Here is a 421-nt window from a genome sequence, read left to right on the forward strand (position 1 = left end):
CACCATTTCACACAAAGATGAGACAGGTCCTTAAAATCATACCAGTTTTTCAGAGCAATCTCCCGGCCGCTCCCCGTCTTTTTCAGGATTTCCACAGGGGCAATCACCTGCCGGTACTCGGCAAGTGCCGGCGAAGGGGTACGGTCCGGCATCAGAAGACCGTCGATACAGAAATTCCCGTTGTTGGGGAAATCCCCATAGCTGCCGCCGTACCGGTAATATTCGTGTCCCTCTTCGTCCTTCGTGAAGAATCCGTGGTCGTACCATTCCCAGATAAAACCGCCCTGCAGGCGCTTGTATTTCCGGAACACATCCTGGTACGCTTTTAGACAGCCCGCTCCATTCCCCATCGAATGGCCGTATTCACACATGACGTGAGGTTTATGATTCCCCTTCTCTCCGCGGCCGATCTCCTCCAGCT

The 421-nt window shown here is 53.7% G+C and carries 1 protein-coding gene; it reads right to left on the reverse strand.

Features of this window, described 5'->3' with window-relative positions:
• A partial coding sequence (locus tag NE664_14525; GenBank protein MCQ4727850.1) for a glycoside hydrolase family 2 occupies window positions 1-421 on the reverse strand: 421 nt, incomplete at both ends.

The organism is Anaerotignum faecicola (genome assembly GCA_024460105.1).
Taxonomy (GTDB): domain Bacteria; phylum Bacillota; class Clostridia; order Lachnospirales; family Anaerotignaceae; genus JANFXS01.